This is a genomic window from Sphingomonas sp. (assembly GCF_051962185.1).
GTDB lineage: Bacteria > Pseudomonadota > Alphaproteobacteria > Sphingomonadales > Sphingomonadaceae > Sphingomonas.
The window spans coordinates 57,389-66,843 of the sequence record NZ_JBQCCN010000320.1; the positions used below are offsets into that span (position 1 = coordinate 57,389).

Sequence of the window (9,455 nt, forward strand, 5' to 3'; positions counted from 1 at the left end):
GCGACGTTTGGCGGAAAATCGGCGCTCGTCTTTCCGCGCGACGCTCCACCGAGCGTCGTAAACTACCCTCCCCGTGCGCAGGAGAGGGATGCCGTCAGAAAACCGCCTTCGCCTCGGTCCCCATCATCGCGCCGCGCACCAGCGGGATCGGCGGGCCGCCGTAGGACAGGAACTGGTCGTGGAACGCCTTCCACGCCTTGCGCCCGCCGTGCGTCGCGGTCCAGTCGTCGCGCAGCTTGCGGATCATCAGCTTGCCGAGCGTGTAGTTGAGATAGGCCGGGTCATAGGTTCCGCGCGCCGCCTGCTGCTCGGAATTGCCGTCGTCCTGATAGCATTGCTCGCGGAACATCTTGTACGAATCGGCTTGCGTCATGCCCCGCGCGTGCATGCCGATCGCCGACAAGTAGCGGCAATCGCGCAGCAGCGCGTTGGACAATTCGCCGATATGGGTCTCGGGATCGCCATTCCCCAGGCCGGCACCCCACATCATCTCCTCGGCATAATGCGCCCAGCCCTCGGCATAGGCATAGCCGACGAACAACCGGCCGAAGAGCGACGGCGAGCGGTTGGCGTGGAGGAACTGGACGAAATGCCCTGGCATCACCTCATGCACCGAGGTGAACAGCAGGTCGGCCTTGCCGGGGACGAAACCCAATTGCTTGGCCTTGGGCCAGCTCGGGTCGGGCGGCGAGATGTAATAGACCGAGGGGATGCCCTTATCGAACGGCCCCGGCGGGTCGATATAGGCCGAATTCTGCCGGTTATAGGGCGGGCTTTCCTCGACCAACGCCTGTTCGGTGCCGGGGATCGAGACGAGGTCGTGCGACACGACGAACGCGCGCAGCATCGGGATCTGGCGCCGCGCCTCGGCGACCGGATCGTTGCCTGCGGGTTTGTTGGCGGACATCTTGTTGACGCAGGCCTGGATCGTCTTCTTGGGCGCGTATTTGGCGCAGGCTTCCTTCAGCGCCGTCTGGTTCTTGGCGAGATCCGCCTCGCCTGCCGCCTCGAGCTGATCGAGCGGCGTGTCGACGCCTTCGGTTTCGAGCAGCATGCGCCGGAACTTGTCGGCCCCGAGCGCGAAATCCTGAGTGCCTGTCTTCTTCTGGTTGTTGAGCCATTTGGACAAATCGCTCATCACCGTCGCGGCGGCTTCGGACGCGTCCTTCAGGTCCTTCTGCATTTTCTTGTCGTGGACGCCGGCGAACGCCTTGCGCGCGTCGCCGCGATAATAGTCCGCGAAGCCCGCGAACGCCGCGACGCCATATTTGATGAAGCTCTGGGGCATCGGCGTGCGCAGATTGGTGCGGATGTTCCACGCCGCCGACGGAACCTGGCGGAAGAATTTGATGATCGCTTCCATCCGCACCTTCGCCGGGGCGTAAGGCCGGGCGATATAGGTGTTGGGATCGAGCCCGTTGCCGACATAATAAGCCGGGTTGGTGTGGGGCTGGTCGGCATCCTCCAGCCAGAATAATTTACCCTTGGCGACCTGGATCAGATAGTCGCGCTCGAACGCATCGTCCTTCGACATCTGCGTCTTGTCATAGGCTTGCGCGTCGGAGATCGCCTTGTGCAGGAAATCGGCCTGCGCCTTGAGGCCGGCGGGGCTCCAATCGGGCATGATGCCGTCGAAATCGTGCTTGCCCTGATAGACCGCGAAGGCGGGGTCGAGCTTGAACCAGCCATTGATGAAATCGTCGCGGAAGTCGGCCCACGGCTTGGCGGGGCTCGGCTTGGCGGCCGGCGCGGTCGTGTTGGTGACGGTCGTCTGATTGACGTTGGTGGAATTGGTCGAGGAATGGCACGACGCCAGCGCGACGCAGGCGACGGCGCCCAGCAGCTTGAACTTCATTGGTCTCTCCGAACCTTATGGTCGGGAGTGCTGCCAGATTGCGGCGCGCTGCGCCAGTCCGCTTACTTGAGCGGAACGACGACCTCATTGGGATTGACCACGTTGAGCTGCTTGCGGGTCAGCTCGTCGGCCATGTCGGGATCGACCTTGTTGGGGTCGAGCAATTGCACGCGATTGGCGAGCACCGCCTGTTTCTGCTTGAGTTCGGCGAGCTGCTGCTGCCGCTTGGCGAGCAGATGCTGATAATCGCCATAAGCGAGCGCGCCATTGCTCCCGACCACGGCATAGATGCCGAAGAACGTCATGATCCCCAGTGCGAGCGCGGGAAAGGCGGCACGGCGGAAAACGGAAGCGAAAGTGGTGCGGCGACGAGACATCTTGGGTTCGCCTTGTCGCGCACCGCGACTCGTGGATCAACCCGTATTTTTACCATGTTACGCCGAAATGAATCGGATCGGCGACGAGTTGAATCACCGGGGACGCCCAGCGCCTCCAATCGTCACCCCGGGCTCGTCCCGGGGTCCAACCCTCCACAACGGAATCCGTCCGTCGTTGCACGTTGGATGCCGGAACAAGTCCGGCATGACGGACTGAAATTACTTCCCCCGGATCACGCTCCGCCCCGCGAACACCGCGACGTCGCCCAGTTCCTCCTCGATGCGGATCAGCTGGTTGTACTTGGCCAACCGGTCCGAGCGCGCGAGGCTGCCGGTCTTGATCTGCCCGCAATTGGTCGCGACCGCGAGGTCGGCGATGGTCGAATCCTCGGTCTCGCCCGAACGGTGCGACATGACCGCGGTGTAGGAATGGCGCTGCGCCATCGACACCGCCGCCAGCGTCTCGGTCAGCGTGCCGATCTGGTTGACCTTGACCAGGATCGAATTGGCCAGGCCGCGCTCGATCCCGTCGGACAGGCGCGCCGGGTTGGTCACGAACAGGTCGTCGCCGACCAATTGAACCTTGTCGCCGACCAGGTCGGTCAGCGCCTTCCAACCCTCGAAATCGTCCTCGGCCATGCCGTCCTCGATCGAAATGATCGGGTATTTGGCGACGAGATCGGCGTAATAGGCCGCCATCTCGTGCGGGGTCAGCACCTTGCCCTCCGCCGAGATGTGATACTTGCCGTCCTTGAAGAATTCGGTCGAGGCGGGGTCGAGCGCGAGCATGACGTCGTCGCCGGGTTTGTACCCTGCCCCTTCGATCGCGCGCATGATGAAGTCGAGCGCATCCGTGGTGTTGGCGATGTCGGGCGCGAACCCGCCTTCGTCGCCGACCCCGGTCGACAGCCCCTTGTCGTGGAGCATCTTCTTCAAAGTGTGGAAGATCTCCGATCCCGTCCGCACCGCCTCGAACAGCGACGACGCGCCGACCGGCATGATCATGAATTCCTGGAAATCGATCGGATTGTCGGCATGTTCGCCGCCATTGATGATGTTCATCATCGGCACCGGCAGGACGTGCGCATTGACCCCGCCGACATAGCGATAGAGCGGCAGGCCCCGGGCATCGGCCGCGGCCTTGGCGGTCGCCAAGCTGACGCCCAGGATCGCATTGGCGCCGAGCCGGCCCTTGTTGGGCGTGCCGTCGAGCGCGATCATCGCCGCGTCGACCTCTGCCTGGTCCTCGGCATCATAGCCGAGCAGCGCCTCGGCGATCTCGCCGTTTACCGCCTCGACCGCCTTGGTCACGCCCTTGCCCGACCAGCGGCTCTTGTCGCCGTCGCGCAATTCGACCGCTTCGTGCGCCCCGGTCGAGGCGCCCGAGGGCACCGCGGCACGGCCGAACGAGCCATCCTCGAGCATCACTTCCACTTCGACGGTGGGGTTGCCGCGGCTGTCGATGATCGTGCGGCCGTGAATGTCGATGATTGCGGTCATGGAACGGTCTTCCTAGATTAAGGAGATGGGGCGTCGCGGCGGCGCTCTAACGACTCCGTGCGCGGGCGGCAAATCGCTTGTCACGCAAGCGGAACCGTCAAGCGTCGCCTTGGTTGTCGATCTGAAACAGGTAAGGTCGACTGACATCGACTGGGAATTGTGAGGAAGAGTACCATGGCCGATACCGCATCGAACCAGGCGCCGGGGGATACCGGCGGCACGGACACCAACAATACCGACAAGCCGAGCGCCACCCAGACGCTCAAGGACAATGTCATCAAGTTCGCCAACGACGCAGGCGAAAAGGCGAAGGGCTATGCCGAGGACGGCAAGAGCCGCGCCGGGACCGCGCTCGACGAACTGGCGCAGATGCTCCACGACGCCGCCGGCACCGTCGACGAGAAGGTCGGCGAGCAATATGGCCAATATGCCCGCTCGGCGGCCGACGCGGTGTCCAATTTCTCGGGCACGCTCAAGGCCAAGCAGGTCGACGATTTGATCGACGACGCGCGCGACTTCGTGAAGAAGAGCCCGGCGGTGGCGATCGGCACCGCGGCGGCGATCGGTTTCGTCTTGGCGCGGCTGGTCAAGGCGGGGCTCGACGCCTCGTCAGACAAGGGGTCGGACAAGGCGTCCGACAAGCCCGCCGGCGACAGCGAAGCCTGATCCGAGCGGCAGCGCGTGGAGGGGGAGCCGCAGCCCGAGGACAGCATTCCGTCGCTGGTCAGCCGTCTGATCGACGATGGCGAGGGATTCGTCCGTGCGGAGCTCAAGCTCTATCGCGCGCGGCTGTTCTCCCGGCTGGACGAGGCGCGCAACGCGATCCTGTTCGGGATCGGCGCGCTGGTGCTGGCGCAATCGGTGGTGGTGGCGGCACTGGTGGGGTTGCTGCTGACGATGCGCAGGCTGGTCGGCCCGGGCTGGGCGACGCTGATCGTGGTGGGCGGCGGGCTGCTGATCGTCGTCGCGATGGGCTGGGCGGCCTGGACGCTGGTCAAGCGCGCGACCGAGATCAAGGACAAGGATGAGCGTCCGTGAACCTGATCGACGACGAACTGGCGAAAGCGGAAGCCAATTCCGAACAGGCGCGTCAGCAGCTCGCCAGGACCGTCGTCGCGCTGCAATCGCGCCTCAAACCGAGCGCGCTGGCGCGTGACGCTGTCGAGGAACTGAAGGAAGTGGGCGGCGACATGGCACGATCGGGGATCGAGGCGGTCAAGCGCAATCCCCTGCCCGCGGCCGGCGTCGCCGCGTTGTTGACCGCGTTCGTCGCGCGCAAACCGCTCGCCCGCCTGTTTCATCGGAAACCGACCGACGCATGACGAGTTACCCCATCGAATGAGGGACACGATATGACCGACACTGCACCGAACACCACCGCCGAGACCAAACCGACCGGCCGCATGGAAGCCGCTTTGGCGACGGCCCGCGGCGCGACCAACGACGCGCTGCATGAAACGCGCAAGGCGGCGGCACGCGCCGGCAAGGCGATCGAGACCAATCCGCTGGCGGTCGTCGCCGGCGGCATCGCGATCGGCCTGGCGGCGGGCGCCTTGCTGCCCAAGAGCAAGCGCGAGACCGAATTGCTCGGGCCGATGGGCAAGCGGCTCAACGGCGTCGCGGCCGGCGCCGCCGAGGCGGCACGCGATGCCGCCAAGGCCGAACTCGGCTCGCTGCCGCTCAGCAAGGACGCGGCCAAGGCGCAGGTCTCGAAACTGATCGATCAGGTGGCCAAGGCGGTGTCGAGCGCCGGGGACGCCGCGCTGAACGCCGGCACCGGCGAGGCCGAGGCACCAGCCAAACGCGCCAAGAAGGCGAAATAGGCGCTTCAACGCGGCCGCTGGGGAGGATATGGGCAGCGCCATGAGCAAGCTCCACCTCGTTTTCGGCGGCCGCGTCAAGGATCCGCAAACTCTCGACTTCGATCAAAAGACGATCGAGGTCGTCGGCATCTATCCCGATTACGCCAGCGCCGAGAAAGCGTGGCGCGGCGCCGCGCAGCGCACGGTCGACGATGCCGAGATGAAGTTCGTGGTGGTGCATCTGCACCGCCTGCTCGAGCCGGACCCCAGTCTGCAGGCGCCGCATAGCTGAGCCGGCGCGGGAACACTTTCGCACGGCGCTAAACCACGCTTCCCCGGCGAAGGCCGGGGCCCAGTTCGGCTCCCGCCGCCGTCTATCCGACTAACCAGCCTCGTTGATCCTGGACCCCGGCCTTCGCCGGGGAGGTGTGTAAAGCTGCGGTGAAGTGCGGAGCGCGCCCCGCCCCTCAGGCCTTCCGATACCGCCAGCGCAGCAACGGCCGCGCGATCAGTGCGCCGACCAGCAACCCGCCGAGCGGATTGACCAGGCTGAGCGAGAATTCGAACCCGCCGACCAGCATGAAGAGCATCTCGACCGCCGCCCAGAGCAGCGCCAGCCCGAGAATCTGCACCGGCCGCGAATAGCCGCGCGCGACCGAAATCCCGCTCGGGATGCCGTAGAGCATCAGATAGGCGCCGATCGTGGCGAAGAAGGCCGCATCGATCCCGGTGGTGGGGATGATCGAGCCCGGCGTCAGCAGGGTCCGCGCGATCGCCCCGCCATAAGCGCCGGCGACGAACACCAGGATCAGACCCGCCCCGCCCAGCGCCTTTTCGACATAGCGTCCGACGATCAGCATCAGCGCGGTGTTGAACATCGCCGCGGTGACGCTGCCGAGCAGGAATTGCGAGATGAAGGGCGACAGCCAGATCATCGGCTCCGACCGCCAGCCGCCCGACACGAACAGCAATGGAGAGAAGCTGTAGCCGAACGCCGCCTGATGGACGGCCGGCAGCAACTGCACCACGGCAGCGACGATGATGAAGGCGATCAGCGCGTCGGTCGTGCGACCGCGCGGCAGATGGAAGCCGTTCAAATGAACTCGATCTTGGAAACGAGATAATAACGGTCGCCGGCCGGCACCGAGACCTCGACCTCTTCATCGACCTTGCGGCCGATCAGCGCACGGCCGAGCGGCGAATTGTAGCTGATGCGGCCGGTCTTGGCGTCCGCCTCGGTCTGGCCGACGATCTGATACTTGATCGGCTTGTCGTCCTCGTCGAGCAGGGTCACGGTCGCGCCGAAGATCACCTTGTCGCCCGACAATTCGGTCGGATCGATGATCTGCGCGCGGCTGAGCTTGTCCTCGATATCGGCGATCGACGCCTCGATCTGGCCCTGGCGCTCCTTGGCGGCATGATACTCGGCGTTTTCCGACAAGTCGCCGTGCGCGCGCGCTTCCTCGATCGCATCCACGATCTGGGGGCGCTCCTCTTTGAGACGGCGCAGATCCGCATTGAGCTTTTCATAGCCCTCCTGCAGCATCGGCATCTTCTCAACAGTCGCCATATCCCCTGGTCCCTCGTATCAAATATTCATCCCCAAGCGGCCCCTTGCCGGAACCGCCCGCACCTGTTTCTCGTGTCAGGGGATCAATTGTGCGAGTGCGAATGATAGGATTGCAACGGCCGAACTTCAAGTGATCGCGTTGCAAGCGCCACAATAGCCTTCGCCGCTTCGACCGAAGACGACGCCGTGGTGAAGTGCGGAATCTTCTGCGCGACCGCCGCTTGGCGGATCGGCTGCGAATCCTTCAGCGACTGCCAGCCCTCGGTCGTGTTGAAGATCATGTCGATGCCGCCGTCCTTGATCCGGTCGACGATGTGCGGGCGACCCTGCGCCACCTTGTTGACCCGCTCGACCGGCACGCCATGCTGGGCGAGATAATCGGCGGTGCCGCCGGTCGCGACGACGGTGAAGCCGAAGTCGGCCAGGGCGCGGGCGCCGGGCAGGATCACCGGTTTGTCGCTGTCCTTTACGCTGATGAACACCGTCCCGCCCTCCGGCAGGATGGTCCCCGCGCCGAGTTCGGCCTTGCCGAACGCCGCAGTGAAATCCTGATCGATTCCCATGACTTCGCCGGTCGACTTCATTTCCGGTGAGAGCACCGGATCGATCCCCTGGAAGCGGTTGAACGGGAAGACGGCTTCCTTGACCGCGTAATAGCCGATGTCGCGGTCGATCGTCGGCAGGTTTGCCAATTTCTCGCCCGCCATCACCCGGCTGGCGATCTTGGCGATCGGCGATCCGATCGCCTTGGCGACGAACGGCACCGTCCGGCTGGCGCGCGGATTGACCTCGATCAGATAGACCTTGCCGTCCTTGACCGCGAACTGGATGTTCATCAGCCCGACGACGTTGAGCGCACGCGCCAACGCGTCCGCCTGGCGTTCGATCTCGTCGACGATCTCGTCCGGGAGCGAATACGGCGGAATCGAGCAGGCGCTGTCGCCCGAATGGACGCCGGCTTCCTCGATATGCTGGAGCACGCCCGCGACCACGACATCGGTGCCGTCGCTGATCGCGTCGACATCGACCTCGATCGCGTCGCGCAGATACTGGTCGATCAACACCGGCGAATCGCCCGAAACCTGGACCGCGGTCTGGATGTAATCGTCGAGCTGCTGGGTGCCGTCGACGATCTCCATCGCGCGGCCGCCGAGCACATAACTCGGGCGCATGAGCACCGGGTAGCCGATCCGCTCGGCCACCGCGACCGCCTCGTCGCGGCTGCGCGCGATGCCGTTGGCCGGCTGGAGCAGCCCGAGCTTGTTGACCAAGGCCGCGAAGCGTTCGCGATCCTCGGCCAAGTCGATCGCGTCGGGGCTGGTGCCGAGGATCGGGATTCCCGCCTTCTCCAGCGCGCGCGCCAGGTTGAGCGGGGTCTGCCCGCCAAACTGGACGATCACGCCGACCAGTTCGCCGACCGATGCCTCGGTATGCAGGATCTCGAGCACGTCTTCCGCGGTCAGCGGCTCGAAATAGAGCCGGTCGGAGGTGTCGTAATCGGTCGACACCGTCTCCGGGTTGCAATTGACCATGATCGTCTCGAACCCGGCATCGGCCAGCGCGAAACAGGCATGGCAGCAGCAATAGTCGAACTCGATCCCCTGCCCGATCCGGTTGGGACCGCCGCCCAGGATGACGATCTTGCGCCGCGTCGAGGGCTGGCTCTCGTCCTCGGGCGCGCCGAACGCCGGCGCCTCGTAGGTCGAGTACATGTACGGCGTCCTGGCGTCGAACTCGGCGGCGCAGGTGTCGATGCGCTTGAACACCGGGCGGACGCCGAGCTTGTGGCGCAGTGCGCGGACCTCGTCCTCGTTGACCCCGCCGGCCATCGCCTTGACCGCCTCGTGAATCAGCCCGCTGCGCGCCGGGAAGCGGTCGCGCAGGCCGACCGACTGTACCGCGAGATAGGCCAGGCGCCGGTCGCTGAAGCCCATCGCCTTGAGGCGCCGCATGCCGGCGGCGTCCTGCGGCAGGCCGTTGGCGATCACCTCGTTTTCGGCGGCGATGATCTCCTCGATCCGTTCGAGGAACCAGGGATCGTATTTGGCGATCGCATGGACCTCGGCGACGGTGAAGCCCTCGCGCAGCGCCTGCGCCGCGACCAGCAGCCGGTCCGGGGTCGCCACGGCCAACGCCGCCTCGATCTCATCCTTGGGCGCGCCGACCAGGCGGTCGACGGTGTTGAAGCCCGACAGGCCGGTCTCCAGCCCGCGCAACGCCTTTTGCATCGATTCGTGGATGTTGCGGCCGATCGCCATCACTTCGCCGACCGACTTCATCGCGGTCGACAGCACCGCCTCGGCGCCCTTGAACTTCTCGAAGGCGAAGCGCGGGATCTTGGTGACGACGTA

General features: G+C 65.2%; 11 protein-coding genes. 5 read left to right on the plus strand and 6 right to left on the minus strand.

Annotated features, from left to right (window positions below; genetic code table 11):
* Positions 1-94: 94 nt before the first annotated feature.
* The 3 genes from ACTHJR_RS19590 to eno form a co-directional block, all read right to left on the minus strand.
* The gene (locus ACTHJR_RS19590; RefSeq protein ID WP_440525101.1) at positions 95-1,855 is read right to left on the minus strand and encodes a DUF885 domain-containing protein; all 1,761 of its coding nucleotides are present in this window, start codon (positions 1,853-1,855) and stop codon (positions 95-97) included.
* A 62-nt stretch (positions 1,856-1,917) separates the two neighbouring features.
* A complete protein-coding gene (locus ACTHJR_RS19595) occupies positions 1,918-2,232 on the minus strand; it encodes an FtsB family cell division protein (RefSeq protein WP_440525102.1) in 315 nt (104 codons plus the stop codon).
* A gap of 219 nt (positions 2,233-2,451) precedes the next feature.
* The gene (eno, locus tag ACTHJR_RS19600; RefSeq protein ID WP_440525103.1) at positions 2,452-3,732 is read right to left on the minus strand and encodes a phosphopyruvate hydratase; all 1,281 of its coding nucleotides are present in this window, start codon (positions 3,730-3,732) and stop codon (positions 2,452-2,454) included.
* A 174-nt stretch (positions 3,733-3,906) separates the two neighbouring features.
* Between eno and ACTHJR_RS19605 the strand changes: the two genes are divergently transcribed.
* From ACTHJR_RS19605 to ACTHJR_RS19625, 5 genes are read left to right on the plus strand one after another with little or no spacing between them, the layout of a single operon-like run.
* On the plus strand, positions 3,907-4,398 hold the full coding sequence (locus ACTHJR_RS19605) for a hypothetical protein (RefSeq protein ID WP_440525104.1): 492 nt from the start codon (positions 3,907-3,909) through the stop codon (positions 4,396-4,398).
* A gap of 15 nt (positions 4,399-4,413) precedes the next feature.
* Positions 4,414-4,770, plus strand: coding sequence for a phage holin family protein (locus ACTHJR_RS19610; RefSeq protein ID WP_440525105.1), 357 nt, complete (start codon positions 4,414-4,416; stop codon positions 4,768-4,770).
* Positions 4,767-5,054 (plus strand): DUF3618 domain-containing protein, encoded by a 288-nt coding sequence (locus ACTHJR_RS19615; RefSeq protein ID WP_440525106.1) that lies wholly within the window; start codon positions 4,767-4,769, stop codon positions 5,052-5,054. The genes ACTHJR_RS19610 and ACTHJR_RS19615 overlap by 4 nt, the downstream gene beginning before the upstream one ends.
* 30 nt (positions 5,055-5,084) lie before the next feature.
* Positions 5,085-5,555 carry a hypothetical protein gene (locus ACTHJR_RS19620; protein WP_440525107.1) on the plus strand — a complete coding sequence of 157 codons (471 nt, stop codon included), beginning with the start codon at positions 5,085-5,087 and terminating at the stop codon, positions 5,553-5,555.
* A 40-nt stretch (positions 5,556-5,595) separates the two neighbouring features.
* Positions 5,596-5,826, plus strand: a complete 231-nt coding sequence (locus tag ACTHJR_RS19625) for a DUF4170 domain-containing protein (RefSeq protein WP_440525108.1) — start codon at positions 5,596-5,598, stop codon at positions 5,824-5,826.
* A 175-nt stretch (positions 5,827-6,001) separates the two neighbouring features.
* Here ACTHJR_RS19625 and ACTHJR_RS19630 read toward each other — a convergent pair whose 3' ends face one another.
* From ACTHJR_RS19630 to carB, 3 genes are all read right to left on the minus strand, one after another.
* Positions 6,002-6,631 carry a rhomboid family intramembrane serine protease gene (locus tag ACTHJR_RS19630; protein ID WP_440525109.1) on the minus strand — a complete coding sequence of 210 codons (630 nt, stop codon included), beginning with the start codon at positions 6,629-6,631 and terminating at the stop codon, positions 6,002-6,004.
* Positions 6,628-7,104 (minus strand): transcription elongation factor GreA, encoded by a 477-nt coding sequence (gene greA, locus ACTHJR_RS19635; RefSeq protein WP_440525110.1) that lies wholly within the window; start codon positions 7,102-7,104, stop codon positions 6,628-6,630. Before greA ends, ACTHJR_RS19630 begins: the two co-directional genes overlap by 4 nt.
* An 83-nt stretch (positions 7,105-7,187) precedes the next feature.
* On the minus strand, positions 7,188-9,455 hold a 2,268-nt coding region (gene carB / locus ACTHJR_RS19640; protein ID WP_440525111.1), incomplete at its 5' end, for a carbamoyl-phosphate synthase large subunit.